Source organism: Streptococcus gordonii (genome assembly GCF_001553855.1).
Taxonomy (GTDB): Bacteria; Bacillota; Bacilli; order Lactobacillales; family Streptococcaceae; genus Streptococcus; species Streptococcus gordonii.
Window position 1 is genome coordinate 189,564 of sequence record NZ_LQWV01000040.1, and the last position, 25,542, is coordinate 215,105.

A 25,542-nucleotide genomic window follows, 5' to 3' on the forward strand; every position below is an offset into this window, starting at 1 on the left:
CCTCCTATCAGCTATTTTACCATAAATTTTGTTATAATAGAGGGGATTTAATGAAAGAAAGAATAAAAATGGAAAAGATTATCAAGCTGAAAAATGTAAGCTTGGCAAAACAAGGCCAAACCATCTTAAAAAATCTCAACTGGCAGGTAAACAAGGGAGAGCATTGGGCCATACTCGGTCTTAACGGATCAGGAAAGTCAACTCTCTTACGACTACTCATGGCCGAGCATTGGAAGACCCAAGGAAAGGTGACAGTCCTAGGGACGGAATTTGGTGCTGGTGATATCCCTCAGTTGCGAACTAAGATTGGAGTAGTTGGTTCCTTCATTGCGGAACGCCTGCCCAGTCATCTCATTGCCGAAGAAATAGTTTTAACAGGTAAGTATAAAAGTAGCATTCTCTATGCTGCTTATGGACAAACCGAACTAAACCAGGCTAGGGAAATGCTGACCTCTATTGGCGGGCAAGACTTAATTGGCCGGAGCTACATCAGTCTGTCTCAAGGTGAAAAGCAGCTCTTGTTGATTGCCCGTAGTCTCATGGAAGAGCCAGAACTACTTATCTTAGATGAAGCAACCAGTGGATTGGATCTCTTTGCTCGCGAGCGCCTGCTAAATCAGATCAAAAAGATTACACAGATGAGTCAAGCACCAACTATCCTCTATGTAACTCACCATGTAGAGGAAATTACATCTGCTATAGACCATGTCCTACTTCTAAAAGAAGGTGAAATTATAGCCCAAGGCCCAAAAGAAGATATCCTCCAAAAAGATGTCATGGACCGCTTTTATCCTCAGCCAGTCGAGCTGATTGAATTGGGAGAAGGTCGTTATTTCATCAAAGCAGAAGGCAACTCCTTATGAGGCAACTTTTTAACATTATTTTCAATCTGGGCTATTTCCTGATTCTGATCATGACTGCGATTGCCTTGCTTTTCCTGTCTGGGCAGATTCTGCTGTCCCACACATACATCCCTTTGAGAATTGCTGAAGGAGTCCAATTCGTCAGTAATCCTTGGTATTTCTACCCTATCCTCCTGCTCTTTCTCTTCTGTCTCTTTTTAATCCGCCCCCTGCTAGAAAAGGTTCAGACCAAGCATCTTTTTTGGATCCTATCCCTCATCTTTATAGCAACTGCGATTTTTCTGATAACGGCCTACGATGGCCGCATCCGAGCTGACGCTAAGCACGTTTTCAATGCAGCGCTAGCCTTTAATCGAGGGGATTACAGCTCACTGACAACCGTCGGAAGCTACATGTACCGCAATCCCCATCAGCTAGGGCTGATGACTCTGGAGCGACTTTATGCTTTTATTTCTCCGACTACTCAGTTTGCCTTTAGCATGAATGTCGTCTGGACTTTACTCAGCCATTTCTTGATTTACAAGATCTCTGCCCTCCTCAATGCCAGAGAAATAATCCAGAAATACACGATTCTGCTGACATTTCTCTTTCTACCACAGCTCTTTTTCGTTCTCTTTGTCTACGGCACCATTCCTGGGCTCTTCTTTTGTCTGCTCAGTCTCTATGCTTTTATCAAGCTGGATCAGAAAGGAAACCTACTCTATGCTTTGCTGGGAGCTACCAGCATCAGTCTGGCCTGCCTCTTGCGCAACAACTACATCATCTTTGCTATCATGCTGATTGGAGTCTACTTCCTGTCCATCTTTTATAAATGGTCTTGGAAAAAACCGCTAGCTATCGTCCTGATTTTAGCTGGCATCTTCCTTTCAAACAAGGGTCTGACGGCCTACTATGAACAGCTGATTGGCGGAAAGATCGGTGTCGGCACCCCAAAAATCGCCTACATCACTATGGGCCTGCGGGATGATCCTAATCGGCAGAGTCTGGGAGGTTGGTACGATGCCTACAATACCAAGATTCTTAAGCGCAACAAGTACAATGAAAGTTTGGCTACAGAAATGGCCACTCGGGATTTGAAAAATATTTTGATTCACTTCAGCAAGGATCCTGCATATGCGCTGAAATTCTTCTACGAGAAGGTCAAGTCAACCTGGACTGAACCGACTTTTCAGTCTATTTGGACTGGGCCTCAGATTGAGCGCCAGCAATACATGAAACCAACCGTTCTGCGCAGCATTTATGAGGAAAGAAAAGGTTATCAGATTGTCAATTTCCTGCTCTTGACCCTGCTAGCCAGCATCTATCTGCTCTCCTGTTTCTTTATCCTGCATAAATTTTTTGTCACTGAGAAAAAGCTGACTCCTTTTGACCTCTATCCCTTCATCTTTCTCTTGGGGGGTGGTCTCTTCCACTTCTTCTGGGAAACCAAGAGTCAGTACGTCTATATCTATGTCCTGCTCCTCATCCCTTCCGCCGCTCAATCCTTAGTCGACCTGAGCGATTGGTGGAAGAACAAAGGAAAAGGGAAAGCAATAGACCAGCTTGAGAAAGGCCTATAAAACTTGATAACTTGGGCAGAACTTTGCCATAATTTTATAAGAGTAATGAGTGAAACAAAGTTGAATTTGTAATTAAAATTTTTTGTATTTTACGAAGGGAGAATAGTGATTTATGTTTTCCATATTAGGTGCAGTATTATTTGGAGTTATAGCAATTATGACAGTTCTTGTTGCTTGCGGACTGCCTTTGGGCGAATATACTATGGGTGGACAACATAAAATCTTACCTAAGAAATTTAGACTTGCGGCAGTCATTTCGATAGCTATCCAAATTTTTGCCATGATCATTATTTTGCAAGCCGGAGGTTTGCTCCCCTTGTGGCTGCCTTTTAAGGTGACTAAATATATTTGTTTCTTCTTTGCCGCTTACCTATCTTTGAATACGATTATGAACATGATTTCAAAAAGTAAGAAAGAAAAATATGTTATGACTCCTCTTTCAATTATAGTTGCAATATGTTTTTGGATAACAGCATTTCAGATGTAGTATGTGAAATGAGGATCGTCTTCAGTGCATCAAATTAGAGTTTAGCAATAACATCTCTATACATGATTACCAATGAGATTATTGTGCTATCCTGAATGCTGGAGTCGCAAAGACGATGAAACATAAGAATTTGTCTAATCAAATAGAAGAATTTTTAAAGCAGTAAATCACAAAGGTTTACTGTTTTTTTGGTCATTTTCCAAATAAAATCGTCAGTAAATTAAAAAGGTACTTGACCAAACGCTTCCTGAGGCGTTTAGCCAAGCACTCATCTCAATTTCTCAATCATAACCAAGAAAGGCGGATTGTTAATCTGATTGATGGTCTTGTAGAGGGTAACGGTGAAGTCCTGCTGAGGCAGCTGACTGACGAAGTCTAGCACCGCATCTTTTTCAACTTCGCCACCTTCATGCCCATAGTAAATCATGATGGCTGCTCGGCCACCTTTTTCCAAGCCTCGGCAGACCTTTTCCAAAGCTTCCAGCGTCGTATCAGGTCGGGTAATGACAGACTTGTCCGCCGAAGGCAGGTAGCCAAGATTAAAAATAGCAGCCTTGAAATGGTCCGTGTATTGGTCCAAAGTCTCATGGCCAGCCAAGATTAGCTGGGCATTGTACAAGCCAGCTTCTGACAAGCGCTGGCGGGTCTTTTCCAAGGCCTGCTCCTGAATGTCAAAAGCATAGACTTTCTTGGCCAACTGAGCTAGAAAGAGGGTGTCATATCCGTTGCCCATAGTGGCATCCACCACGATATCTTCCTTGGTCACCACTTCTGCCAAAAAGGCATGAGCCATCTGTAAGGGTCTTAACATACGAATCTCTGCTCCTTTGCTTTACAGCCTTGCTTGCTGCCACGACGACGCATTTCTGCCTCGATGGCATTGAGAACTTCCCATTTATTGAGGCTCCACATAGGGCCAATCAACATATCCCTTGGAGCATCGCCTGTGATTCGGTGGATGACGATATGCTCGGGGATAATCTCCAACTGGTCGCAGATAATGGAGACATACTCCTCCTGACTGAGCAGCTGCAGCCGCCCTTCATGATAATCCCGCTGCATACGGGTATTAGTCATTAAGTGGAGTAGGTGAAGCTTAATTCCCTGGATGTCATTATCCGTCACACAGCGGCGGACATTCTCCAGCATCATCTCATGGGTCTCACCCGGCAAACCATTGATCAAGTGAGAGACAATCTCCGCCTTGGGAGCTAGCTTACGGACTCGCTGGACCGTCTCCACATAAAGCTCATAAGAATGGGCACGATTGATGAGGTCTGAGGTCTCCTCATAGGTAGTCTGAAGGCCCAGCTCTACAGTCACATGCATACGGTCGGACAGATCAGCCAAGTAGGCGATGGTCTCGTCAGGTAAGCAGTCAGGCCGAGTGCCGATATTAAGTCCAACAACGCCTGGCTCATTAATGGCTTGCTCATAGCGCTCGCGGATTACTTCAAGCTTTTCATGAGTATTGGTGAAGTTCTGGAAATAGACCAGATACTTGCGAACATCTGGCCACTTGCGATGCATGAAGTCAATTTCCTTATAAAACTGCTCGCGAATGGGGGCATCTGGTGCCACAATGGCATCGCCAGAGCCCGAAACGGTACAAAAAGTACAGCCTCCATGCGCTACCGTACCATCTCGATTGGGACAGTCAAAGCCTGCATCAATAGGCACCTTAAAAGTCTTTTCTCCAAAAAGTTTACGATAATAATCATTCAAAGAATTGTAAGATTTCATACCTTTCATTCTACCACAAAAAAGAGTTTAGAAACAAAAATTCCCTCCTTCACAAGGAAAGAAGGAAATCACCGTTCCCACAAATAAACTTTCAAATCCACACAGCCATTAGCCTTCAGGTCCACTCCCTCCGCCCAGAGCAAGTGTGTCTGGTCTTCCCAGCCGGGTGCGAGGCGCCCTGCTGCATTGACTACCCGATGGCAAGGATGTGTACCGCCATAAAGTTCCGATTGACTGAGAATCTTTCCCACCAAGCGGGCATTTTTTGGCCGACCAATCAAACGAGCAATTTGGCCATAGGTCGCCACGCGCCCAGAGGGAATACTATCTACTAATGCTAAAACAGCATCAACGAGTTCTTGATCTAAAAGAGACATTCTGACCTCCTAATCTTGTTTGCTCCTATCTTAAAGAAAGGGATTTTCTTTGTCAAGACAAAAAGGCCAGCTTGGCTGGCCTTTCTTATCTAGACTTATTTCTGCTTTCCCTTGAAACGCCACTGAAAGCGTAATTTATCATAAAAGGGAAATTCGATATTGAGAATGGCAAAGCCCATCAAGGCTCCTCCGATTACATCTGTCGGATAGTGCACGCCCAGATAGACTCTGGAGGCCATAACAGTGAAAATATAGAGTAGGAGCAAAGCTTGTACCAAGCGCTTAATATGCTGGTTCTGAACCCGTTGCTGAACAATGATAATCAAGGTCCCAAGCACAATGGCTGTCGCCATAGAATGTCCGCTCGGGAAAGAATAACCTCCCTCTTCAACTAAATGTGTGATAGAAGGCCTGCTTCTTTGGTAAACAAATTTGATCAACTTGATTAAAATTCCATGTAAGACCAGATTTCCTGCTAGTAAAGCAGCTTCTAATTTCCATTTTTTATACAGGAAAAATAGGACAAGGGCAGAAACCCAGATGATAATATCCAATGGATCAATCACACTGGTTACAAGTTTAAAAAAAGTTGTCAAAGCTACAGGTAAATCTCCACGCAACCAGGTCTGAATCGGGGTATCAAAATGAGTCAGCTGGTCAGGATAAAATTTGACCATATAACCGAGTATAACGAAAAGTAAAAGGGCAAAAGTGCCCTTTGTTAGATAAGATTGTTTATTTTTCATAGCGTTTTAGAACAGGCTGTAAAAGTGTGTAAATTAGCCAAAAGACAACAGCCCAGATCACTCCTTCTAATAGATTAAAAGGGACAATCATAGTCAGCAGATACTTGGACATACCATATGTTTTATTAATATCAAAATTAGCAAATCTCGCAAAGAGTGGAACTGCATAAATGACATTTAAAACGATCATAGTGACGGTTAGACCAAGCGTTGCCACCAGAGAGGCCTTCACATAGTCAGACAAGCTCTTCCTCTTTTTCCATAAGAGTGCAAAAGCAGAAACAAAAACAGTTACCGCCAATATATTCATGGGGAGACCGATAAGAGTGCCTATACCATGATTATTCAAAGCTAGCTTTAAGGCCGAGCGAATTAAGAGTACAGCCATTGAGCTTTTGAAATCCAAGACCACCAAAGCCAGTAAAATCGGAATAATTGAAAAATCCAACTTTAAGAACTCGGTTATCAAAGGAATCTCATAAAGCATGAGTAGAAATGAAAGTGCAGATAAAACTGCTACAATCGCCAATTTACGAGTATTTGTCATCACAGGTTCCTCCAATTTATAAAAATTAGAGAAGCTGGAAAGGCTACCGAAAAAAGCTTGTCAGCTAATGATTATTTAGTATAAGGCTCAGCCCTTAAATAAAGATTAAATGGCAAAATAAATTCAATGCCCTTCGTCTTCTCCCATCCAGACTATACTGTCGGTTGTGGAATCTCACCACATCAGCTTGCGCTCGCGGACTTGATTTGGCATTGAGAAAAAAACATTTCCAATCCAAAAATTACCGCCGGTCGGGAATTACACCCTGCCCTGAAGACTCTTTTATGATACCAAAAAGAACCTGCAATAGCAAGTTCCTTGTTTGGTGTAATACAAATTATTTCAGCTTATCCGCTTCATACTCATGTACCAGTTCAAGGCCAATAAAATTCTGCTGACGCAGGGCCTCGTAGATAATCATACAAACTGTATTTGAAACATTAAGGCTTCTGACATGCTGATCGTTCATTGGAATACGCAGAGCTTTTTCTGGGTGCTGACGCATGAATTCTTCTGGCAGGCCTTTGTCTTCACGGCCAAACATAAAATAATGTTTGCCCTCCTTGGAAAAATCCTCTTCAGAATAGACCTTTTCAGCAAACTTTGAAACCAAGTAAAGCTGGCCATCCATTTTTCCCATAAAGTCTTCCAAACTCTCATAATAACTAATATCCAGCTTATCCCAATAATCCAGACCAGCTCGCTTCATCTTACGGTCATCAATAGGGAAGCCCATAGGCTTAATAATATGCAAGGGAGCATTTGTTGCTGCACAAGTCCGAGCTATATTCCCAGTATTTTGTGGGATTTGAGGTTCAAATAGTACAATGTGATTTTCTAGCATCTTTCTCTTTTCCTAGTCGTCATTTGTATAAAAAAATAGCCACACTGCCCGGAGTCAAGCTCAGCAAACAGCGTGGTTAAAGCTTCATTAACTTACATCACAACAGGTTTGAGGTAAATCAATGATAGCACTTTTCTAGTATATCATTTTCCTTTGACATGTCAACTTAAAGAGCTTGAAAATGAACGATTTTTTTATTTTTTCCAAATTATATAAAAAGAGAGCTTTAATTTTTCGAACAAATGGAGGAAGAACTAGAAAAAATCCTCTCTTATTCCAGGCAAAACCACTACATTGAAGCAAAGAGATGAAATTTTTTGCAAAATAGAGTATGATAGATACATATCTCGGAGGTATAAGATGAAGATTATTCTTGTTGGTGGTGGTAAAGTTGGAAGCGCCCTTTGCCGCTCGCTTGTTGCTGAGAATCATGATGTGGTTCTTATCGAGCAGGATGAGGCTGTTCTCAACCACTTGACCAAACGTTACGATATTATTGGTATTCTAGGAAATGGAGCCAACTTTAAAGTTTTAGAGCAAGCAAATATTGAATCTTGCGATATTTTTATCTCTATGACTGAACACGACGAAGTCAATATGGTTTCCGCAGTTTTAGCAAAGAAAATGGGAGCTAAAGAAACTGTTGTCCGCGTCCGCAATCCTGAATATTCCAATCCTTTCTTTAAGGAAAAAAATATTCTTGGCTTCTCTTTAGTTGTCAATCCTGAACAATTGGCTGCACGCTCGATTGCCAATATTATTGACTTCCCTAATGCCCTATCTTTTGAGCATTTTGCCAATGGACGGGTTGCTCTGATGGAATTCAAGGTAAAGGAAAATAGTCCCTTGTGTCAGACAACTATTTCTGACTTCCGGAAACAATATGGAAATGTCATTATCTGTGCTATTGAACGGAATAATGAACTGACTATTCCTGATGGAGATGTCAGCATCCAGGCAAACGATAAGATATTCATGACCGGAAATCGCTCAGAAATTATGGCTTTCCACCATTACATCCGCCCTCGCGTTATCAAGAGCCTGCTGATTATCGGAGCAGGTAAGATCGCCTACTATCTTTTAAACATTCTGAAAGATAGTAAAATTGATCTTAAAGTCTTAGAAATTAATCGTCAAAGAGCTGAATGGTTCAGTCAGGAATTTCCTGATATTTACGTTGTTCATGGTGACGGTACTGCCAAAGATATTCTTTTAGAAGAAAGTGCGCCAAATTATGATGCTGTTGCTACTCTTACAGGTGTCGATGAAGAAAATATTATTGCGTCTATGTTCCTAAACAGCATCGGTGTTCAAAAAAATATTACAAAAATCAATCGAACTAGTCTGCTAGAAATTATTGATAGTCAAGATTTTGCTAGTATCGTTACACCAAAAGGAATTGCTGTAGATACCATTATGCACTTTATCCGCGGTCGCTACAATGCACAATTCTCTAGCTTAGAAGCCTTGCACCATGTTGCTAACGGTCGCATTGAAACTCTGCAATTCCAGATTAAAGAAGAGAATAAGATGACAAATCGACCTTTGTCTCAGCTGAAACTGAAAAAAGGAGTTCTTTTGGCAGCTATCATTCGTCAAGGAAAAGCCATCTTCCCAACTGGTGACGATCAAATTAAGGCTGGAGACAAAATTCTTGTCACAACCTTATTGCAAAACATCACCAAAATTTATGACTTGTTAGAGGAGTAATCAGATGAATAAATCCATGATTCGTTATCTTCTCTCTAAGTTGTTACTGATTGAAGCCTGCCTGCTTTTAGTGCCAGTTGTCATCGCTATTATCTATCAGGAGCCAGCTAAAGTATTTCTATCTTTAGGCTGTACAATCGGTATTTTATTAATTTTAGGTGGAGTTGGTATTTTCTTTAAACCCAAAGACGCTCACATCTACGCTAAGGAAGGCGTCTTGATTGTTGCTCTCTGTTGGATTCTTTGGTCCTTCTTCGGTGCCCTACCTTTTGTCTTTTCTGGACAAATTCCAAATATTATTGATGCTTTCTTTGAAGTCAGCTCAGGATTTACTACAACTGGTGCCACTATTCTCAACGATGTTGGTGTCCTCTCCCACTCTCTGCTTTTCTGGCGTAGTTTTACCCACTTAATTGGTGGTATGGGAGTGTTAGTCTTTGCCTTAGCTATTATGGATAATGCCAAGAACGGTCACTTGGAAGTCATGAAGGCTGAAGTTCCAGGTCCTGTCTTTGGCAAGGTCGTCTCCAAACTTAAAGACACTGCCCAAATTCTCTACATCATATACTTGGCCCTCTTTGCCATCTTTACTCTTCTTTATTTCCTAGCAGGAATGCCATTATTTGATAGTTTCATTATTGGTATGGGAACAGCTGGTACAGGTGGTTTCACCGTTTATAATGACGGTATTGCCCACTATAACAGTCCACTGATTACCTATCTGGTTAGCTTTGGAGTCTTGACTTTTGGGGTCAACTTTAACCTTTACTATTTCTTCCTGATCAGAAAATTCAAGGCTTTCTTTGCGGATGAAGAGCTAAAAGGGTATTTGACAATCGTCGGGGTTTCTACTCTCCTCATCACCTTCAATATTCTCCATATTTTCCACGGAAATATTGCTGACAGCTTGGAAATGTCATTCTTCCAAGTCTCCAATACCATCACTACAACAGGTTTTGGTTTTGGAAACACTGTTGATTGGCCTCTCTTTTCACAGTTTATCATCTTACTTTTAATGTGTATCGGAGGCTCAGCAGGTTCTACCGCCGGAGGATTTAAAGTCATTCGTTGTATGATTTTGGCAAGGATTGCAAAAAATCAGATTCTATCAACCCTTTCTCCAAATCGAGTATTGACTTTGCATGTCAACGGAAATGTACTAGATAAAGATACCCAGCATAAGGTCTTAAAGTACATGGTTGTCTATATGATGATCATTGCAGCACTTATTTTTATCGTTAGCTTTGATAATAACAATTTTATGACCGTTGTCAGTGGAGTACTAAGCTGTTTTAATAACATTGGACCGATGATCGGAACAACTGAGAGTTTTTCTATTTTCAGTCCCCTTTCTAAATTCCTCTTATCCTTGGCTATGATTGCTGGACGACTGGAAATCTATCCAATGCTCCTGCTCTTCCTACCCAAAACTTGGTCTAGAAGATAGGACACATTCAGGGAATACCTGTCTATCAAAAAAGTCTTACTAAATAATGTTAGCTCTCTCATTTCTGTAGTGGTTCAACAACTATAAGCATGAGAGAGCTTTTTAATTACAAAGAATAGGCCTGGTAAAACTATAATAAAAACAAATTCTCCATCATCAAAAAGTTACCTAGAGGACCTAGACGAAGCTCTTACTCAAGAAAGATTTCCCAACTTCGTCTATAAAAAACAGAGAGACTAGAGCCCTATGCCCAGCCTCTCTGTTTGACTTGTTTTTTTGCATAATGAAGGCTCACTATTTTCTCTAGTGTTTAAAAGCACTAGAGAAAATAGTGAGCCTTTCGATTAGAGATAAAGAACTATACGTATCTAGTGAGACTGTTTTCTTGTATCGTTTCTTTTCAGGCTAAAATGGTCCGGTACGGGATCTTCTCCCGGCTGAGACCAAGGATGGCAACGAAAAATCCGCGCCAAACCCATCAGGACACCTTTGGCTCCATGCTTCTGGATAGCCTCAATCATATAATTAGAGCAGGTGGGCCGAAAACGACAGGAAGGTGGAAATGCAGGTGAAATAAAACGTTGGTAAAAGCGAACTGGAGCGATTAAAAGCTTTTTAATCATTTTCCAGCCTTTGTAATAGCCAAATTATGAAGCTGGCTTATTTCTTTCTTATTGAGGCGTCTTGATTCACCTGGTCGAAGTCCTGTCAAATCCAAATGTCCGAAGCGAGTCCGAGACAGCTTGTCTACCTCTAAGCCGACCGCTTGGAACATCTTCTTCACTTGATGATTCCGTCCCTCATGGATAGTCAACTGAACGACAGATCGATTTTTGACAGGATCGACTTTTATGATTTCATAAACTGCCGGTTTGGTCCTTTTACCATCAATTTCTACACCACGAGTCAATGGGCGAAGATTTTCTTTGTTGGCGATTCCTTTTACACGAGCAACATAAACCTTGTCAATTTCATTACGCGGGTGAATCATCTCGTCTGTAAAATCGCCATCATTCGTCAGGATAAGAAGTCCAGAAGTATCCCAGTCTAGACGACCAACAGGATAAATCCGTTCTTTGACTTGAGGCAACAAGTCTACCACCGTTTTACGTCCCTTGTCATCTGTCACACTAGAAATGACGCCACGAGGCTTATTCAAAAGGTAATAGACCTTTTCCTCATTATAGATAGGCTGCCCTTCTACTTCGACTTTGTCACCTGTTTTAACCAAGGTCGCCAGTTCTCGAACCACCTGACCATTAATCGTCACAAGGCCTTGCTTAATCAGCTCTTCTGCTTTCCGGCGACTAGCCACTCCTGCATGGGCAATATATTTATTAATTCTCATCTTTCATCCTTTCACAAGATACACAGTTCAGCCATTTTATTCTAACTCTGATTCGGTCGCTTGACCAAATAATTGGCTTTCTTCTGCTATCAATTCAGTATCTGTCACGACTGGTAATTCTTCCAAATGGTTGATCCCCATGTAATCTAAGAAATATTCTGTTGTCACATAAAGATTAGGTCGACCAAGAACCTCCTTTTTACCATCTTCTCGAACCAGCTCAAATGCTAATAACTTGGCAAGTGCCCCGCTAGAATTAACCCCACGGATATCATCAATCTCTACCCGAGTGATTGGTTGTTTATAAGCAATAATTGACAGAGTTTCTAAAGCAGCACGCGAAAGGCTCTGATTAATCGGCGATTTAGAATAAGCACGCAGGAGTTCTGCAAAAGCTTGTTTGGTAACTAATTTATAAGTGTTAGACGTTTCAAGTAAAGCCAGGCTACAATCAGCATCAGCTTCGTACTTAGCTGCCAATTTTTCTAAACTTTGGCTAACTCCCGTAGGAGGAATGGACAAAATTTCAGCAATCTGCCGAACTTTCAAGCCGTCTTCCCCTGCCACAAAAAGAAGCGCTTCTATTTCTGATAACTTACTCATGTTTACTTCCTAATTAGATAGATACTTCCAAAATTTTCTTCTTGGAGCAATTGAATCTCCTGTACTTTCACTAATTCCAAGGTTGCCAAAAAGAGTGTGATAACCTCATTCATGTCTTTGGTCTCAGTAAATAACTCCTGTAAGGCCAACTTTTTACGACTCTTACAACGTTCCAAGACCACATCCATCATATCTTCAATCTTGTATTCGTCTTTGACAATGGTAGTATGACTATGACGAAATTCTTCTCTTTTTTTAGCTAATAAGCCAGAAAAGGCCAAAAACAAATCAATGGCTGAGCGGTCATGCACCAACTCAGCATCTTCATAGACTAATTCAATCTTAGGTTTAGAATAATATAGAGCCCGCTCTTCGTGCTGCTCCGCCATTTTCTCACCAAGAAGTTTAAATTTACGATACTCCTCGATTTGACTCAACAGGTCATGTTCTAAATCTTCCTCTAAGTCAATATCATCCGCTACTTTAGGTAGAAGTTTGCGGCTTTTAATAAGCATAAGCTGGCTAGCCATGACCATATATTCCCCAGCCACCTCCAGACGCATGGCCTGCAAGGTCGCAACATAGGCTAAATATTGTTCAATAACCTCTGTAATTGGAACATCATAAATATCCATCTGGTACTTGGAAACTAAATGGAGTAGCAAATCCAGGGGTCCCTCAAAATCTTTAATTTTTATATCCATTATCTATATTTTTCTAATGTGGTAATACTTTTCAACCCTAGGTCACGAGCGATATCATGCAGGCTTCGCTTATCTTTCAACTGTCGCAAAATATATTGTTCTCTCAAACTCTGAGCAGACAAACCTGCCTGCCCTTTTTCTGATAAAAATGCCTCTAGTTGACGAAAGGCCCACTGTCTAGAATAAGGTTTTCCTTTTTTTTCAAATAAATAGGTCCCTGAAGCCATCCTACTTAATTCTTCTGTCAGTTTGGAAGAAAGTTGGACAATCCTCTTTTGCCCCGCTTTCTCAACACTTAAAATCTGAAAATCCAACTGGATATCTGCGACTTTTATAGGCAAAATTTCACTCGGTAATAGACCATTTTCTAAAATCAGAAGGGCAATTAAACGTCCCTGAGGCACTTGACTCTCCTGCCAAAAAAAAGATAAATCAAGAAGCGAACCTTGTGAAGAGCTTTCTTTCTGATCCTTTGGGATTCTTAATTTGTAGTAATGATCTATATATTTCTGATCATAAAGAAAATACAAAAATTGGTTAACTGCCGATAATTTCCGTTTTTGCACAGAAAGCTTTAAAGACTGCAAAGAAGATTGATAGAGTCGCAGACTGGTATCATTTATTGTTCCAACTTGCTCAAGGAATTGTTCCAAATCGTATGTATAAGCAAGTCTGGAATTTTTAGATAACTGTTTTTGCTGTATAAACTGGTCGATTGCTTCTTTCATTTAGCTTTCATCTCATATTGACTTGAAAAATCATGCAAGAGGGCATTAACTGCTTTGAGAATTGACTTTCTCGTGATAATTCCATGAAAATGCTGATCTTCTCCTACCACAGGCAAGAAGGACTCATCTATCAATTTATGCAAAACTTCAGAAATTGTGTAATTCACTCCTACAGTTAAACCATCTTTCCTAGTCATGTGAACGATGTCCATCGCCATAAATTCTTCTTCTGGAAGATCATGCTGCATCCGATAAGCCATAATATCCGTCAGAGAAATGGTTCCGACAAACTTCTTTTCATCCGTCACAACTGGAATCCGAGAGTAGGTCATCTGACTCAACAACAAAATGGCGTGATCAACATTGTGACTGTCTACTAACACTGCTAAATTTGCAGCAGGTGTCAGAAAAGCACCCTCTTGTTTCACAAGATAATCTTCAAATGCCTGGGCTATCATCTAGCAAACTCCTTTGACAAACTTGGGTATAGTTGATGCTGACGAGTGAAATAATCCACTCTGAAACGATCTTCCTCAATTTCGACCTTAGCATAAAGACGCTCCGTAATCAAACCGCGTGGCTGACTGATAGACCCTGGATTTAAAAATAGAGTCTTCCCTTCCATCCAAGCATCCGGAATATGTAGGTGGCCATAAAGACAAATGTCCGCATTTTCTTCTTGGGCCCACAAATCTAGCTTTTGAAAAGAAAAGTTGATTTGGAATAAATGACCGTGAGCTTGAGCTATACGAGTCCCATTCAAATCTGTCACTAGTCGATCCGGATAGCCATCATAAAAGTCCATATTGCCAGCAACAACGTGAATCCCCTCCCAAACAGGGTCATCGCTTGGCAATTCAGAGTCACCATTATGGAAAATGCCGTCTACCTTACCTAAGTAATAATTTTTTATCTCCTCAACAATTGCTCGATCACCGTGAGAGTCGCTCATTACAATGATTGTTTGCTTTGCCATGCTGGAAATACCTCCATTAACTTTTTCACCGCCTGAGCGCGATGAGATTGCTCATTCTTCTCCTCTACTGTCAGCTCAGCTGATGTCTTGCCTGTTTCACCAACCAAAAAGAGAGGATCATAACCAAAGCCGTTTTCTCCCTTTGGTTCAAAATTGATATAACCAGGCCAATCAGCCTCGACTACTAAACTTTCTTTTTCGGGACTAGCCACGACCAGTGTTGTATGAAAATGAGCTGCACGATCCTTTAATTCAAAGACCATTGCTAACTCATGCAAAAGCTTGATATTATTCTCCGTATCGGTTGCACCTACTCCAGCAAAGCGAGCGGACCAGACTCCAGGAAGTCCTCCAAGAATATCAACTTGTAAACCCGAATCATCAGCTAAAACCATTTTCCCAGTTAGCTGGCTAATGGTTTCTGCCTTGAGCCGAGCATTTTCTTCAAAGGTCATTCCTGTTTCAGCCACTTCTGGCAAGTCGGGGTAGTCATTGAGATTTTCTACCTTGTAGCCTATTTTTTCAAATAACTTTCGAAACTCTTTCGTTTTGCCTTCATTTCGAGTAGCAATTAAAAGAGTATCCTTGACTTCTTTAGCTCCCAAAAATTCAGTCAATGAAACTCCGCCTCGAGGTATATAAACATACAAAAGTTGACCCGACTCCACTACAAGTATAGCCCCCTGGCGCTGGATCAGTTCTAGCTTTCTTTTAGCCTCTTCATTGATAAGGTTTACTAAAAAGACCAATAAGCGATATGCGGAATGGTAGCGTAAAATCGCCACCTCAATTGGGAAAGTATGTCCATCCTTATTCAGAGCCACTTGCAAATCTTCTAATATTTTGCCAGCTTCAGCTGATACCTGCGAAAAATTGCTAAAAGATTCCGTTTCGCTCCACTTAGTGATATACCAGTCTTGGTCATCCTTATATTCGTATATTTTTTCACTCATAAATCTATATGCTCCACGCTTACCTTCTGTCCTAGCCAATGTTCAGCAATCTCAGCAAAACTCTTAGCACTAGCTGTTGTATAAAAACGATGCTGCAAAGTCTGTTCTTCTCGACTACGATTAATTTCAAAGTAGTTTAAAAGAACAGAGATATCCCTTACACACTCTGCCCCACTGTCAATCAGTTTAACATCCGGTCCCATCACATTTTGAATAATAGATCTCAGGAGAGGATAATGTGTACAACCCAGAACAAGCGTGTCCACCTTCCCTGCTAACGGAAGCAAGGTCTCATAGACAACTTTTTTTGTAACACTGGACGTTAGCTCATTTGACTCAACTAGAGGAACAAACTTAGGACAAGCCAAGCTACTAACCTCCATCTCAGGTGACAAAGCTTCAATTTTCTTGCGATAGATATCTGAAGTGACTGTCATTGGTGTCCCAATCACTCCAATCTTTCCTGAATGAGTTGACTTTATTGCTGCAGAAGCCCCAGGTAGAATTACTCCTAAAACTGGAATATCTAGTTTTTCTTTAATCTCTTCCCAGACAACAGCTGTCGCTGTATTACAAGCAATAACTATCATTTTCACATCTTTAGTCAAAAGAAAATTGACCAGTTGCCAGGTATAGTCTCTGATTTGCTCAGCTGGTCTTGGTCCATAAGGAGCACGAGCAGAATCCCCGATATAAATGACTTCTTCGTGGGGAAGTTGTCGCATCAATTCACGTACAACCGTCAAGCCGCCCACTCCGGAATCTAGAAAACCAATCGGTCGATTATCCATAAAATCTTCTTTCTAAATAAGGGATTGGGCCTACAGCCCAAATCCCCTTTTGATATTTAATAATCAAATGATTATTTTTTCTTTTTGCTGTTAGCTAAAGCTGATTTTTGTTGGTTGATAATTTGGCGATAAACTTGTTGGACTTTTGCCTCACTTGGACGCTGTCCACTTGCTCCAAGCAAAGTACGAACTGCTTCCACATTCAAACGCGGATTTTCAGCAAATTCTTTTTCGACTTGCTTACGAAGGATATACATTCCTGCAAATACACCACCTGCAAAAGCAAGAATAATCAGCAAAATTGCTAAAAATAAACTCATAAAATAAATCTCCTATTTCCTTTTTTGCGTTGCTTTCATTATACCAAATCTTCTTTATTTTTCAAAGTCAAATCCATAGAGAGTCGCAAAATAATCTTCTGGTCTTTCTGCCCGACGAATCATACGAACATTTCCGTCTTCTTCCAAGAGTATTTCGCTGGAACGAAGTTTGGCATTGTATTGATACCCCATTGAAAAGCCATGGGCACCTGTATCGTGAATTACGAGTGTATCACCGATTTGGCTGATAGGCAGCGGACGATTAATGGCAAATTTATCATTATTCTCGCAGAGACTACCGACAACATCCACAATCTCCGTCTCACCCTCAGGTCGATCCATATTGGTAATGTGGTGATAAGAACCGTACATAGCTGGACGCAACAGATTAACCGCAGAGGCATCCACTCCCAGATAGGTTCGATAGGTCTGCTTCTTATGCGTGACCTTGGTAACAAGAAGACCAAAAGGTGCCAACATAAAGCGACCCAGCTCTGTATAAATCTTGACCTGTCCTAGGCCAGCAGGTCTCAGAATAGCTTCATAGGCCTGACGAACTCCTTGACCAATGACCGCAATGTCATTTTCCTCGCCATCAGGCTGGTAATTGATACCAACACCACCAGAGAGATTGATAAAGTCCAGCTCAACTCCTGTTTCAGCAACTACTTCTACAGCCAACTCAAAAAGCTGACGGGCCAGTTCAGGATAGTAATCATTGCTTACTGTATTAGAGGCCAAGAGCGCATGGATCCCAAACTTCTCAGCTCCCAACTCCTTGAGTTCTTTGAAAGCCTGAATCAGCTGGTCCTTAGTCATACCAAACTTGGCTTCTTCTGGATTATCCATGATGCTGGTTCCCAGCTCAAAGACACCGCCAGGATTGTAACGACAGGAAATGACCTTTGGAATACCAGCGACTTTCTTCAGAAAAGCCACATCTTCATAGGCATCCAGATTGATAGTCGCTCCTAGGTCACGCGCAAACTGAAATTCCTCAGCTGGTGTGTTATTGGACGAAAACATGATATCCTGTCCAGCAAAGCCTAACTTTTGGCTCATGAGCAACTCAACATAGCTGGCACAGTCCACCCCACAGCCTTCTTCTTTGAGGATTTTTAAAATAGCTGGATTTGGGGTAGCCTTGACAGCAAAATACTCTTTAAAACCTGGATTCCAAGAAAAGGCCTCATGCAGGGCACGCGCTCTTTCCCGAATTCCCTTCTCATCATAAAGATGGAAAGGGGTTGGAAACTGAGCCGTAATCTCATCTAACTTTTCACGACTAATAAAAGGAGTTTTCATAATATGCCACACTTTCATTGTAATTCACTCTATTATACCATAAGTATCTCATAAGCTTTCCACCCCAGTACATCTCCTTCATATCTATCATTTTCTATCACCTTCATTCATATATTAACCGATCTTTTTCGAACTAGTCTTTTATTTTTATATTTTTCTACTATTTAAATATTAAAAAATGTACTTGTAGCAATATTTTAGAGTACTTTTATTCCTTGAATGAATTTGATTCATTTTGGCGCCTCCCCCTTGTTTTTTTTCTGAAAACGTTTTATAATAAGATAGTCTTAAACTTTTCTTAAAGTTTGGTCAAACATTTTAATAAGGGGGAATGTCAATAATGAGTATTGGAATCATTATTGCAAGCCATGGTGAATTTGCTGCTGGCATTCATCAATCAGGTTCTATGATTTTTGGCGAACAAGAAAAAGTACAAGTTGTTACTTTTATGCCAAATGAAGGCCCTGATGATTTGTATGCTAAATTCAATAACGCTGTGGCACAGTTTGATGCGGACGATGAAGTCTTAGTCTTGGCTGACCTTTGGAGTGGTTCTCCATTCAACCAAGCTAGCCGTGTAATGGGTGAAAATCCAGATCGCAAGTTCGCTATTATTACAGGTTTGAATCTGCCAATGTTGATTCAAGCATATACAGAAAGAATGATGGATGCTAACGCTGGTGTTGATGCCGTCGTAGCTAATATCATCAAAGAAGCTAAAGAAGGTGTGAAAGCTCTGCCTGAAGAATTGAATCCAGCAGAAGAAGTTGCAAGCGCTCCTGTAGCTACAACTGCTCAAGCTGCTATTCCAGAAGGTACTGTTATCGGTGATGGCAAGCTCAAAATCAATCTAGCGCGTATCGATACACGTTTGCTTCATGGACAAGTCGCAACCGCTTGGACACCAGATTCAAAAGCAGACCGTATTATCGTAGCTTCTGACTCAGTAGCTAAGGATGAACTCCGCAAAGAGTTAATCAAACAAGCTGCACCAGGTAATGTGAAAGCAAACGTTGTGCCTATCGACAAACTGATTGCTGTTTCAAAAGACCCACGTTTTGGTAATACTCATGCTTTGATCCTGTTTGAAACTCCTCAAGATGCTCTTCGTGCTATTGAAGGCGGTGTGCCAATCAAGACTCTCAATGTAGGTTCTATGGCTCACTCAACAGGTAAAACAATGGTTAACAACGTACTATCAATGGACAAGGACGATGTCGCTACTTACGAAAAGCTTCGTGACCTTGGCGTTGAATTTGACGTTCGTAAAGTACCAAATGACTCTAAGAAAGACTTGTTTGACTTAATTACAAAAGCAAACGTTCAATAATACATTAATTGAATAAAATTTGGACAGATAGTTTAGCAAAACTGTACCTCTCAGTTCTTTCTAGGTTTTGCCTGACTATTTTACGTCCTCATATCTCATGAAAGGATAATTATAAATCATGTCTATTATTTCTATGGTTTTAGTGGTCTTTGTTGCCTTCCTTGCTGGTCTTGAAGGTATCTTGGACCAATTCCAATTCCACCAACCAATTGTTGCATGTACTTTGATTGGTTTGGTAACAGGTAACTTAACTGCCGGTGTTATTCTGGGTGGTTCACTTCAGCTAATCGCTCTTGGTTGGGCGAATATCGGTGCTGCCGTAGCTCCAGATGCTGCTCTTGCATCAGTAGCTGCTGCTATCATCATGGTTCTTGGTGGAGATTTTTCAAAAACTGGAATCGGTGTAGCACAAACTGTTGCTATTCCTCTTGCTGTTGCTGGTCTTTTCCTCACTATGATCGTTCGTACACTTTCAGTTGGTTTGGTCCATGCTGCTGATGCTGCCGCTAAAAAAGGTGACATCAAAGGAGTTGAACGCGCTCACTTTATCGCCCTTCTTATGCAAGGTCTTCGTATCGCCATCCCAGCCGCTCTTCTTTTGATGGTTCCTACCCAATCTGTTCAAGCAGCTCTTAACGCTATGCCTGACTGGTTGAAAGACGGTATGTCTATCGGTGGTGGTATGGTTGTTGCCGTTGGTTACGCAATGGTTATCAACATGATGGCAACCCGCGAAGTATGGCCATTCTTTGCGATTGGTTTTGTCTTAGCAGCTGTTTCAGATATCACTTTGATTGGTTTTGGTGCAATTGGTGTTGCTTTGGCTCTTATCTACTTGAACCTATCTAAAAAAGGTGGAAACGGTGGCGGTGCTGTCGCTTCATCTAACGATCCAATCGGCGATATTTTAGAGGACTACTAAGAAAGGAGAAACGAATCATGACTGAAAAACTGCAATTAACAAAATCAGATCGTCAAAAAGTTTGGTGGCGTTCTACTTTCTTACAAGGTTCTTGGAACTATGAACGGATGCAAAACTTGGGTTGGGCTTATTCACTAATCCCAGCAATTAAAAGATTGTATACTAAAAAAGAAGACCAGGCTGCAGCCCTTGAGCGCCACTTGGAATTCTTCAACACTCACCCATATGTAGCTGCTCCAATCATGGGGGTTACTCTTGCTCTTGAAGAAGAACGCGCTAACGGTGTTGAAATCTCGATGATGCTGCTATCCAAGGGGTTAAAATCGGTATGATGGGACCTCTCGCTGGTATCGGAGATCCAGTCTTCTGGTTCACTGTTCGTCCTATCCTTGGAGCTCTTGGTGCTTCTCTTGCCTTGACAGGGAATATCCTTGGCCCGCTTCTTTTCTTCGTTCTTTGGAATGCAATTCGTATGGCCTTCTTGTGGTACACTCAAGAATTGGGTTACAAGGCAGGTTCTGAGATTACAAAAGACATGTCAGGTGGTATCCTTCAAGACATTACCAAAGGAGCTTCAATCCTTGGTATGTTCATCCTTGCTGTCTTAGTGCAACGTTGGGTAAACATTAAATTTGCTTTTGATGTTTCTAAAGTTCAACTAGATGAAAAAGCTTATATCCACTGGGATAAATTGTCTGACGGCTACAAAGGTATTCAAGAAGCTTTTGCTCAAGTAGGTCAAGGCTTATCTCAAACACCTGAAAAGGTTACAAGTTTCCAACAAAACTTGGATATGCTGATTCCTGGACTTTCTGGATTGTTGCTTACACTCCTTTGCATGTACTTATTGAAGAAGAAAGTGTCTCCAATCGTCATCATCCTTGCACTCTTTGCAGTCGGTATTGTTGCTCACTACTTCAAGATTATGTAATCAAAAAGAAGGTTTCGGCCTTCTTTTTCTTGTGGTATAATAGAAAGAGATTTACTTTAAAGGAGCAATTATGGCGCAATCACAAAACAAAACAATCGATTATCAAACAACAGGGGTGTCCTACCTTGGTGCATTTGGTGGTAAAGTAGGGAAATTTCTTATCGGTGATCAGGCGCTAGAGTTCTATGCTGATGCTAACGTAGAGGACTACATTCAGCTTCCTTGGGCCAATATCACAGCTATTGGCGCTAATGTCTCAGGCAAGAGCATCAGTCGACATTTTGAAGTCTTTACAGATCAAGGAAAATTCCTCTTTGCTTCCAAAGACTCTGGTAAAATTCTCAAAATCGCAAGAGAGTATGTTGGAGATGATAAGGTCGTTAGACTTCCTACTTTGATACAAACAATTGGCAAATTTTTTAAAAACCTATTTGCAAAAAAATAGATTTTCTAGTATAATCTAGGAAACGGATAAGTACTATTGGACACTTTTCAGAAAGTCTGCGGCGGCTGTGAGCAGATAAGGAGAAAATAGGAAATTCTACCGTTAGTTTAAAAATAAATAATTAAGCAAGTGCACTTTTGTGAAGTTGGATGGAACCGCGGCCCTGCCGCTCCAACAGTCTCATAAAGTGCTTTTATTTTTTGGAGGTACCTATGTTAGATTTAAAACGTATCCGCACTGACTTTGATACTGTCGCTGAAAAATTAGCTACGCGAGGTGTTGACGCTGCTACCCTTAACCAAATGAAAACCATTGACAAAGAACGCCGGGATTTATTGGTAAAGGTCGAAGAACTCAAAGCAGAGCGCAATACTGTTTCTGCTGAAATTGCTCAAGCTAAACGCAACAAAGAAAATGCAGATGACAAGATTGCTGCCATGCAAAAACTTTCTGCTGAGGTCAAGAACTTAGACGCAACCTTGGCAGAGCTAGACGCTAAGTTGACTGAGTTCACTACCACTCTGCCTAACATCCCGCATGAAAGTGTTCCTGTCGGAGCAGATGAGGACGAAAACGTCGAAGTCCGTCGCTGGGGTACACCCCGCCAATTTGACTTTGAAGCTAAAGCTCACTGGGATTTGGGTGAAGATTTGGACATCCTGGACTGGGAACGTGGTGCAAAAGTTACTGGTGCTCGCTTCCTCTTCTATAAGGGCTTAGGAGCTCGATTAGAGCGTGCTATCTACAACTTCATGCTGGATGAGCATGGCAAAGAAGGCTACACAGAAGTCATCACTCCTTATATGGTCAACCACGATTCTATGTTTGGCACTGGACAATATCCTAAGTTTAAAGAGGATACGTTTGAACTAAGCGATACCAACTTCGTTCTGATTCCGACTGCTGAAGTTCCACTGACTAACTATTATCGAGACGAGATTCTTGACGGCAAAGAATTGCCAATCTACTTCACAGCTATGAGCCCATCATTCCGCTCTGAAGCCGGCTCTGCTGGTCGTGACACGCGCGGTCTGATTCGTCTGCACCAATTCCACAAGGTTGAAATGGTGAAATTTGCCAAGCCAGAAGAATCTTATGAAGAGCTAGAAAAGATGACTGCCAACGCAGAAAATATCCTGCAAAAGCTGAACCTGCCTTACCGCGTTGTAGCACTCTGTACTGGAGATATGGGCTTCTCAGCCGCTAAGACCTACGACTTGGAAGTTTGGATTCCGGCTCAGAACACCTACCGTGAAATCTCTAGTTGCTCTAACACAGAAGATTTCCAAGCTCGTCGAGCTCAAATTCGCTACCGTGACGAAGCAGATGGCAAGGTCAAACTCCTTCATACTCTCAACGGTTCTGGACTGGCTGTCGGACGTACAGTAGCAGCTATCTTAGAAAATTATCAAAACGAAGATGGCTCTGTGACTATACCAGAGGTTCTGCGTCCGTACATGGGTGGATTAGAAGTCATCGCACAAAAATAAAAGCAGATTCTCCTGATACTTTGCCTATATCACTAGGTCTAAGTACAGACTTATTTTACTAAAATAAAAAAATCCGAGATCAACTCAGAGAAAATCAAAAACAGATTTTCAAAGAGTATCATCTTGGATTTTTTCTTATCTTTCTGGCCAGCAATGACTCTGTATCGTAAAAATAAACATATATGACATCTCAACAGCCAGAAAGGATATATAGCAACTTAACTGCTTCCACAAAATATATCTAGCTCGCATAGGAAATAAGTAAAAGGTAGCCTACTAAACTTGAAACAAGGAGTAAAAATCATTAATAATAATAGCTTATGTCGATCCTGTCAATTGTTTTGAGATGACAAGGCTACGTTAGTGTCAGAAATAAGCAAATCATCAAGACTATTCAAGAAACCAGAGCACCGTTAATTGCTTACAAAGTGACTCTTTTGCATCATCGTCTTAATGTCCATTCTACCAATAAATCAGCCACTGATTTGCCATCATTTCTATGAAGCTTCTAAAATATGCCGCAGCTGGACTGCACTCGGTGAGACAATGGGAAGAAAAGCTCCTTCGTTCCAACGTCGGATAAACCCAGAAGTCGAATTACTCAAGTATCCTCTGCCTCCACTAGCCTGCAGCTCCAAGAACAGACTTTGAGCCACTACATCAACTATATCAATTCGCAGCTGGAAGAGCTCCTTAGGGCGCTCAACAAAATAACCAGGCTGGAGAAGACCTCTATAGAGCTGTTCCTGGATTTCAGTCAGAGCAGCTACTTGTTCCTCCCACTCCTCTCTCAAAATAGAGCGAACTGACAGATTGGCTTCGACCTCTGCCAAAGACTTCTCCGCTAGACCAAGAGCCAGACCAAACTGGTAACCTAGAAAAGCTGGGCGATTTTCTGCCAAAAAGTCCTGGGCATCTTGTGCAAGAATCCATTCCTCTTGCAAAGGCACATGGTTAAAGGTCAGAGCAGCTGTGTTTCCCCCTTGCAAAGACACAAACTCTAAATCCGCTGAACGGGAAAAATTCTCTGCATCAGACGGAACAGCCAGAACCAGTGGCTGGTGACTCCCGTCTTCGAAACCGGCAACAAATATGCTGAGGAAGCGATCCGCGCGAGCATTGGTTACCCAAGGCAGACGCCCCTTGAGATAAAGCTGCCCGTCTTCTTCTACAATAGAGACATTTAACTCCTCCAGATCCGATAGGAATTTAACAGCATTGGACAGGGCTGTCGCACCTGCATATTCCCCTGACAGAAGCCCTTCCAAATAGTGGTCTCTAAAGTAGGGATTAGCAGACTTTAAGACGTTATCAATAAAGGTTCTTTGCCCCCAAGAGATAAAGGAAGCGGTCAAGGAATGGTGAGCCAGCTCCTTGAGCACCTCAATCACATCCGTATCATTGCCACCTCGGCCTCCCAGCTCTTCTGGAACGCCAACCCGAAAGGCTCCTTCAGCAGCGATACGCTCAATCAATTGATTGCCTGCTGCACAGGATTCTTTGTCAATTTGGTCAGCGTGGTCATCCAACCAGTTGATAAACTCTTTTGAAAAAAATGTCATTTGCCACCTCCTCAAAGACTAGGCATAAGGTTGCAATTCTGGATTAATTGGCGTGTTGGCCAGATTATTGGCATAATTGCAAAGGGTCGCAAGGCTGACACCTAGAACTACATCCAGAGCATTCTCATGTGTATAGCCCGCTTCTAGGAAGTCTTCCAAAGCCTCGTCTCCGACCCGTCCCTTGGTATTGATGACAGCAATGGTAAATTTAGCAAGTGTATCTAACTTCGGATCTGTATCAATCGGAGTACGATTGCGCAGAGCCTCCAAAAGATCATCATTCATTTGAATCTGCTTGATTGAAAAAGCTGTATGACCCGCTACACAGAAAGCACAGCCATTGGTAACTGCAGCCGTAATCTGTACTACTTCACGCTCAGTCGGTGTCAGGCTGTTACGGCGATTGATGGCTCCAACCGTCCGATATGTTTCCAAGGCCGTTGGCGCATTTGCCAAAAGACCAATAAGATTGGGAAGGTAGCCCCCGTTATCTTTTTGAACGGTTTCTAAAACTTCCTTCACTTCAGCAGGAGCAGATTCAATTGTATGGATAGTAAATTCTGACATAAATGACCTCTTTTCTTTTAATTAGCAACTATCTTAACATAGGTTCTACGGCTTGTATAATATATATTTTATATAAGTCCTATAAAGAGAATATAATGCAGTAATTCAAACTAAAATTTTTTACCTAGATTTACCATGATCAGACACAATTTTAAACCAAAAAAGAAGCCTCCTAGCTTCTTTTTTAATTTTTTCACCTCTATGGTTACTAAGACACTTTTTCATTAGCAATTCTTATAGAAGA

Annotated in this window: 28 protein-coding genes, 1 pseudogene and 1 riboswitch; of the genes and pseudogenes, 10 read left to right on the plus strand and 19 right to left on the minus strand. The window is 41.5% G+C overall.

Annotated elements, in window-relative coordinates:
* Nucleotides 1-68: 68 nt before the first annotated feature.
* The 3 genes from AWH02_RS10315 to AWH02_RS10325 all read left to right on the plus strand — a co-directional run bounded on the left by AWH02_RS10315 (nucleotide 69) and on the right by AWH02_RS10325 (nucleotide 2,909).
* Complete coding sequence (locus tag AWH02_RS10315) at nucleotides 69-863, plus strand: ABC transporter ATP-binding protein (RefSeq protein ID WP_045504834.1); 795 nt, start codon at nucleotides 69-71, stop codon at nucleotides 861-863.
* On the plus strand, nucleotides 860-2,422 hold the full coding sequence (locus AWH02_RS10320; RefSeq protein ID WP_060554112.1) for a hypothetical protein: 1,563 nt from the start codon (nucleotides 860-862) through the stop codon (nucleotides 2,420-2,422). Before AWH02_RS10315 ends, AWH02_RS10320 begins: the two co-directional genes overlap by 4 nt.
* Before the next feature lie 112 nt (nucleotides 2,423-2,534).
* Nucleotides 2,535-2,909 (plus strand): hypothetical protein, encoded by a 375-nt coding sequence (locus AWH02_RS10325; RefSeq protein ID WP_060554111.1) that lies wholly within the window; start codon nucleotides 2,535-2,537, stop codon nucleotides 2,907-2,909.
* Nucleotides 2,910-3,177: 268 nt separating this feature from the next.
* On the opposite strand, the gene mnmM is transcribed toward AWH02_RS10325, so the two are convergent.
* The 6 genes from mnmM to AWH02_RS10355 form a co-directional block, all read right to left on the minus strand.
* Nucleotides 3,178-3,720 (minus strand): tRNA 5-(aminomethyl)-2-thiouridylate-methyltransferase MnmM, encoded by a 543-nt coding sequence (mnmM, locus tag AWH02_RS10330; protein ID WP_060554110.1) that lies wholly within the window; start codon nucleotides 3,718-3,720, stop codon nucleotides 3,178-3,180.
* The gene (mnmL, locus tag AWH02_RS10335; protein WP_060554109.1) at nucleotides 3,714-4,661 is read right to left on the minus strand and encodes a tRNA modification radical SAM protein MnmL/YtqA; all 948 of its coding nucleotides are present in this window, start codon (nucleotides 4,659-4,661) and stop codon (nucleotides 3,714-3,716) included. The genes mnmM and mnmL overlap by 7 nt, the downstream gene beginning before the upstream one ends.
* A gap of 59 nt (nucleotides 4,662-4,720) precedes the next feature.
* Nucleotides 4,721-5,029 (minus strand): MGMT family protein, encoded by a 309-nt coding sequence (locus AWH02_RS10340; protein ID WP_060554108.1) that lies wholly within the window; start codon nucleotides 5,027-5,029, stop codon nucleotides 4,721-4,723.
* Nucleotides 5,030-5,124: 95 nt separating this feature from the next.
* On the minus strand, nucleotides 5,125-5,775 hold the full coding sequence (locus tag AWH02_RS10345) for a phosphatase PAP2 family protein (RefSeq protein ID WP_060554107.1): 651 nt from the start codon (nucleotides 5,773-5,775) through the stop codon (nucleotides 5,125-5,127).
* Nucleotides 5,765-6,322, minus strand: a complete 558-nt coding sequence (locus AWH02_RS10350) for an ECF transporter S component (RefSeq protein ID WP_048777591.1) — start codon at nucleotides 6,320-6,322, stop codon at nucleotides 5,765-5,767. Before AWH02_RS10350 ends, AWH02_RS10345 begins: the two co-directional genes overlap by 11 nt.
* A gap of 131 nt (nucleotides 6,323-6,453) precedes the next feature.
* Nucleotides 6,454-6,604, minus strand: a riboswitch (FMN riboswitch).
* 55 nt (nucleotides 6,605-6,659) lie between these two features.
* Complete coding sequence (locus tag AWH02_RS10355; RefSeq protein ID WP_060554106.1) at nucleotides 6,660-7,166, minus strand: tRNA (cytidine(34)-2'-O)-methyltransferase; 507 nt, start codon at nucleotides 7,164-7,166, stop codon at nucleotides 6,660-6,662.
* A 360-nt stretch (nucleotides 7,167-7,526) separates the two neighbouring features.
* On the opposite strand from AWH02_RS10355, the gene trkA reads away from it, so the two are divergent.
* Both trkA and AWH02_RS10365 read left to right on the plus strand, forming a co-directional pair.
* A complete protein-coding gene (trkA, locus tag AWH02_RS10360) occupies nucleotides 7,527-8,876 on the plus strand; it encodes a Trk system potassium transporter TrkA (protein WP_045504082.1) in 1,350 nt (449 codons plus the stop codon).
* A 4-nt stretch (nucleotides 8,877-8,880) separates the two neighbouring features.
* On the plus strand, nucleotides 8,881-10,323 hold the full coding sequence (locus AWH02_RS10365) for a TrkH family potassium uptake protein (protein ID WP_060554105.1): 1,443 nt from the start codon (nucleotides 8,881-8,883) through the stop codon (nucleotides 10,321-10,323).
* Nucleotides 10,324-10,691: 368 nt separating this feature from the next.
* Here AWH02_RS10365 and yidD read toward each other — a convergent pair whose 3' ends face one another.
* From yidD to AWH02_RS10420, 11 genes are all read right to left on the minus strand, one after another.
* Entirely contained in the window at nucleotides 10,692-10,946 is a 255-nt protein-coding gene (yidD, locus tag AWH02_RS10370) for a membrane protein insertion efficiency factor YidD (protein ID WP_008809589.1), read from the minus strand.
* Nucleotides 10,943-11,671, minus strand: a complete 729-nt coding sequence (locus AWH02_RS10375; RefSeq protein ID WP_045504091.1) for a pseudouridine synthase — start codon at nucleotides 11,669-11,671, stop codon at nucleotides 10,943-10,945. The genes yidD and AWH02_RS10375 overlap by 4 nt, the downstream gene beginning before the upstream one ends.
* Before the next feature lie 36 nt (nucleotides 11,672-11,707).
* Nucleotides 11,708-12,274, minus strand: a complete 567-nt coding sequence (gene scpB / locus AWH02_RS10380) for an SMC-Scp complex subunit ScpB (RefSeq protein WP_060554104.1) — start codon at nucleotides 12,272-12,274, stop codon at nucleotides 11,708-11,710.
* A 2-nt stretch (nucleotides 12,275-12,276) separates the two neighbouring features.
* Nucleotides 12,277-12,978 (minus strand): segregation/condensation protein A, encoded by a 702-nt coding sequence (locus AWH02_RS10385; protein WP_060554103.1) that lies wholly within the window; start codon nucleotides 12,976-12,978, stop codon nucleotides 12,277-12,279.
* A complete protein-coding gene (gene xerD, locus AWH02_RS10390; RefSeq protein WP_060554102.1) occupies nucleotides 12,978-13,706 on the minus strand; it encodes a site-specific tyrosine recombinase XerD in 729 nt (242 codons plus the stop codon). Before xerD ends, AWH02_RS10385 begins: the two co-directional genes overlap by 1 nt.
* On the minus strand, nucleotides 13,703-14,164 hold the full coding sequence (cbpB, locus tag AWH02_RS10395; protein ID WP_060554101.1) for a cyclic-di-AMP-binding protein CbpB: 462 nt from the start codon (nucleotides 14,162-14,164) through the stop codon (nucleotides 13,703-13,705). Before cbpB ends, xerD begins: the two co-directional genes overlap by 4 nt.
* Nucleotides 14,161-14,682 (minus strand): metallophosphoesterase, encoded by a 522-nt coding sequence (locus AWH02_RS10400; protein ID WP_046165219.1) that lies wholly within the window; start codon nucleotides 14,680-14,682, stop codon nucleotides 14,161-14,163. The genes cbpB and AWH02_RS10400 overlap by 4 nt, the downstream gene beginning before the upstream one ends.
* Nucleotides 14,658-15,635, minus strand: a complete 978-nt coding sequence (locus tag AWH02_RS10405) for a nucleoside-triphosphate diphosphatase (RefSeq protein ID WP_060554100.1) — start codon at nucleotides 15,633-15,635, stop codon at nucleotides 14,658-14,660. The genes AWH02_RS10400 and AWH02_RS10405 overlap by 25 nt, the downstream gene beginning before the upstream one ends.
* On the minus strand, nucleotides 15,632-16,426 hold the full coding sequence (gene racE, locus AWH02_RS10410; RefSeq protein WP_008809597.1) for a glutamate racemase: 795 nt from the start codon (nucleotides 16,424-16,426) through the stop codon (nucleotides 15,632-15,634). The genes AWH02_RS10405 and racE overlap by 4 nt, the downstream gene beginning before the upstream one ends.
* Before the next feature lie 71 nt (nucleotides 16,427-16,497).
* Nucleotides 16,498-16,746: a YneF family protein gene (locus AWH02_RS10415; protein WP_008809598.1), complete on the minus strand. Its 249-nt coding sequence runs from the start codon at nucleotides 16,744-16,746 to the stop codon at nucleotides 16,498-16,500.
* 54 nt (nucleotides 16,747-16,800) lie between these two features.
* A complete protein-coding gene (locus AWH02_RS10420; RefSeq protein WP_060554192.1) occupies nucleotides 16,801-18,051 on the minus strand; it encodes a diaminopimelate decarboxylase in 1,251 nt (416 codons plus the stop codon).
* 340 nt (nucleotides 18,052-18,391) lie between these two features.
* Here AWH02_RS10420 and AWH02_RS10425 point away from each other — a divergent pair, with 340 nt between their 5' ends.
* The 5 genes and pseudogenes from AWH02_RS10425 to serS all read left to right on the plus strand — a co-directional run bounded on the left by AWH02_RS10425 (nucleotide 18,392) and on the right by serS (nucleotide 23,169).
* Nucleotides 18,392-19,381 (plus strand): PTS sugar transporter subunit IIB, encoded by a 990-nt coding sequence (locus tag AWH02_RS10425; RefSeq protein WP_060554099.1) that lies wholly within the window; start codon nucleotides 18,392-18,394, stop codon nucleotides 19,379-19,381.
* Nucleotides 19,382-19,499: 118 nt separating this feature from the next.
* Nucleotides 19,500-20,303: a PTS mannose/fructose/sorbose transporter subunit IIC gene (locus AWH02_RS10430; RefSeq protein ID WP_045504115.1), complete on the plus strand. Its 804-nt coding sequence runs from the start codon at nucleotides 19,500-19,502 to the stop codon at nucleotides 20,301-20,303.
* A gap of 17 nt (nucleotides 20,304-20,320) precedes the next feature.
* Nucleotides 20,321-21,234, plus strand: a pseudogene (locus tag AWH02_RS10435) (PTS system mannose/fructose/sorbose family transporter subunit IID).
* 70 nt (nucleotides 21,235-21,304) lie between these two features.
* Nucleotides 21,305-21,679, plus strand: a complete 375-nt coding sequence (locus AWH02_RS10440) for a DUF956 family protein (protein WP_048777611.1) — start codon at nucleotides 21,305-21,307, stop codon at nucleotides 21,677-21,679.
* Nucleotides 21,680-21,891: 212 nt separating this feature from the next.
* Nucleotides 21,892-23,169, plus strand: a complete 1,278-nt coding sequence (serS, locus tag AWH02_RS10445; RefSeq protein WP_060554097.1) for a serine--tRNA ligase — start codon at nucleotides 21,892-21,894, stop codon at nucleotides 23,167-23,169.
* 497 nt (nucleotides 23,170-23,666) lie between these two features.
* Here the strand turns inward: serS and AWH02_RS10450 are convergent, their stop codons facing one another.
* Both AWH02_RS10450 and AWH02_RS10455 read right to left on the minus strand, forming a co-directional pair.
* Nucleotides 23,667-24,731, minus strand: a complete 1,065-nt coding sequence (locus AWH02_RS10450; protein WP_060554096.1) for an acyl-CoA dehydrogenase family protein — start codon at nucleotides 24,729-24,731, stop codon at nucleotides 23,667-23,669.
* Between the two features lie 18 nt (nucleotides 24,732-24,749).
* The gene (locus AWH02_RS10455; RefSeq protein WP_060554095.1) at nucleotides 24,750-25,298 is read right to left on the minus strand and encodes a carboxymuconolactone decarboxylase family protein; all 549 of its coding nucleotides are present in this window, start codon (nucleotides 25,296-25,298) and stop codon (nucleotides 24,750-24,752) included.
* Between the last annotated feature and the right edge of the window lie 244 nt (nucleotides 25,299-25,542).

What these genes read in the sequence shown, in the direction of transcription:
- AWH02_RS10350 (WP_048777591.1), bottom strand. Translation starts at nt 6,322, where the DNA reads ATGACAAATACTCGTAAATTGGCGATTGTAGCAGTTTTATCTGCACTT.
- AWH02_RS10385 (WP_060554103.1), bottom strand. Translation starts at nt 12,978, where the DNA reads ATGGATATAAAAATTAAAGATTTTGAGGGACCCCTGGATTTGCTACTC.
- AWH02_RS10325 (WP_060554111.1), top strand. Translation starts at nt 2,535, where the DNA reads ATGTTTTCCATATTAGGTGCAGTATTATTTGGAGTTATAGCAATTATG.
- serS (WP_060554097.1), top strand. Translation starts at nt 21,892, where the DNA reads ATGTTAGATTTAAAACGTATCCGCACTGACTTTGATACTGTCGCTGAA.
- AWH02_RS10320 (WP_060554112.1), top strand. Translation starts at nt 860, where the DNA reads ATGAGGCAACTTTTTAACATTATTTTCAATCTGGGCTATTTCCTGATT.
- AWH02_RS10430 (WP_045504115.1), top strand. Translation starts at nt 19,500, where the DNA reads ATGTCTATTATTTCTATGGTTTTAGTGGTCTTTGTTGCCTTCCTTGCT.
- AWH02_RS10400 (WP_046165219.1), bottom strand. Translation starts at nt 14,682, where the DNA reads ATGGCAAAGCAAACAATCATTGTAATGAGCGACTCTCACGGTGATCGA.
- AWH02_RS10345 (WP_060554107.1), bottom strand. Translation starts at nt 5,775, where the DNA reads ATGAAAAATAAACAATCTTATCTAACAAAGGGCACTTTTGCCCTTTTA.
- AWH02_RS10455 (WP_060554095.1), bottom strand. Translation starts at nt 25,298, where the DNA reads ATGTCAGAATTTACTATCCATACAATTGAATCTGCTCCTGCTGAAGTG.
- cbpB (WP_060554101.1), bottom strand. Translation starts at nt 14,164, where the DNA reads ATGATAGCCCAGGCATTTGAAGATTATCTTGTGAAACAAGAGGGTGCT.
- racE (WP_008809597.1), bottom strand. Translation starts at nt 16,426, where the DNA reads ATGGATAATCGACCGATTGGTTTTCTAGATTCCGGAGTGGGCGGCTTG.
- AWH02_RS10315 (WP_045504834.1), top strand. Translation starts at nt 69, where the DNA reads ATGGAAAAGATTATCAAGCTGAAAAATGTAAGCTTGGCAAAACAAGGC.
- AWH02_RS10340 (WP_060554108.1), bottom strand. Translation starts at nt 5,029, where the DNA reads ATGTCTCTTTTAGATCAAGAACTCGTTGATGCTGTTTTAGCATTAGTA.
- AWH02_RS10365 (WP_060554105.1), top strand. Translation starts at nt 8,881, where the DNA reads ATGAATAAATCCATGATTCGTTATCTTCTCTCTAAGTTGTTACTGATT.
- AWH02_RS10375 (WP_045504091.1), bottom strand. Translation starts at nt 11,671, where the DNA reads ATGAGAATTAATAAATATATTGCCCATGCAGGAGTGGCTAGTCGCCGG.
- AWH02_RS10405 (WP_060554100.1), bottom strand. Translation starts at nt 15,635, where the DNA reads ATGAGTGAAAAAATATACGAATATAAGGATGACCAAGACTGGTATATC.
- xerD (WP_060554102.1), bottom strand. Translation starts at nt 13,706, where the DNA reads ATGAAAGAAGCAATCGACCAGTTTATACAGCAAAAACAGTTATCTAAA.
- AWH02_RS10355 (WP_060554106.1), bottom strand. Translation starts at nt 7,166, where the DNA reads ATGCTAGAAAATCACATTGTACTATTTGAACCTCAAATCCCACAAAAT.
- mnmM (WP_060554110.1), bottom strand. Translation starts at nt 3,720, where the DNA reads ATGTTAAGACCCTTACAGATGGCTCATGCCTTTTTGGCAGAAGTGGTG.
- scpB (WP_060554104.1), bottom strand. Translation starts at nt 12,274, where the DNA reads ATGAGTAAGTTATCAGAAATAGAAGCGCTTCTTTTTGTGGCAGGGGAA.
- AWH02_RS10425 (WP_060554099.1), top strand. Translation starts at nt 18,392, where the DNA reads ATGAGTATTGGAATCATTATTGCAAGCCATGGTGAATTTGCTGCTGGC.
- AWH02_RS10440 (WP_048777611.1), top strand. Translation starts at nt 21,305, where the DNA reads ATGGCGCAATCACAAAACAAAACAATCGATTATCAAACAACAGGGGTG.
- AWH02_RS10415 (WP_008809598.1), bottom strand. Translation starts at nt 16,746, where the DNA reads ATGAGTTTATTTTTAGCAATTTTGCTGATTATTCTTGCTTTTGCAGGT.
- AWH02_RS10420 (WP_060554192.1), bottom strand. Translation starts at nt 18,051, where the DNA reads ATGAAAACTCCTTTTATTAGTCGTGAAAAGTTAGATGAGATTACGGCT.
- AWH02_RS10450 (WP_060554096.1), bottom strand. Translation starts at nt 24,731, where the DNA reads ATGACATTTTTTTCAAAAGAGTTTATCAACTGGTTGGATGACCACGCT.
- mnmL (WP_060554109.1), bottom strand. Translation starts at nt 4,661, where the DNA reads ATGAAAGGTATGAAATCTTACAATTCTTTGAATGATTATTATCGTAAA.
- trkA (WP_045504082.1), top strand. Translation starts at nt 7,527, where the DNA reads ATGAAGATTATTCTTGTTGGTGGTGGTAAAGTTGGAAGCGCCCTTTGC.
- yidD (WP_008809589.1), bottom strand. Translation starts at nt 10,946, where the DNA reads ATGATTAAAAAGCTTTTAATCGCTCCAGTTCGCTTTTACCAACGTTTT.